Raw genomic sequence first — 230 nt, 5'->3', positions numbered from 1 at the left:
ATTTGGCGCGTTCGCTATCAATGGCATCTTTGCGTGTGGTCGAAGTCATACCGGGCAAGCCCTATATCGGTATCGAAGTGCCCAATAAAAAGCGCGAGATGGTGCGTTTGATTGAGCTATTAAATACCGAAAAGTTCCACGACCCGAAAGCCCAAATCAGTATGGCGATGGGTAAGGATATCGGTGGTAATGCCATCATTACTGATGGCATTACCACCGATATCCTTACC

General features: G+C 47.4%; 1 protein-coding gene. It reads left to right on the top strand.

Annotation, left to right across the window (positions count from 1 at the left end):
- Window positions 1-230: DNA translocase FtsK (locus AAEY79_RS16615; protein ID WP_352289921.1), on the top strand; the 230-nt coding region annotated here is incomplete at both ends.

This window comes from Psychrobacter sp. GW64-MNA-CIBAN-0177 (assembly GCF_040309585.1).
In the GTDB taxonomy this organism is placed as follows: domain Bacteria; phylum Pseudomonadota; class Gammaproteobacteria; order Pseudomonadales; family Moraxellaceae; genus Psychrobacter; species Psychrobacter okhotskensis.
The sequence above is the reverse complement of the archived record's forward strand: the minus strand, read 5'-3'. Positions and strand labels throughout refer to the sequence as shown.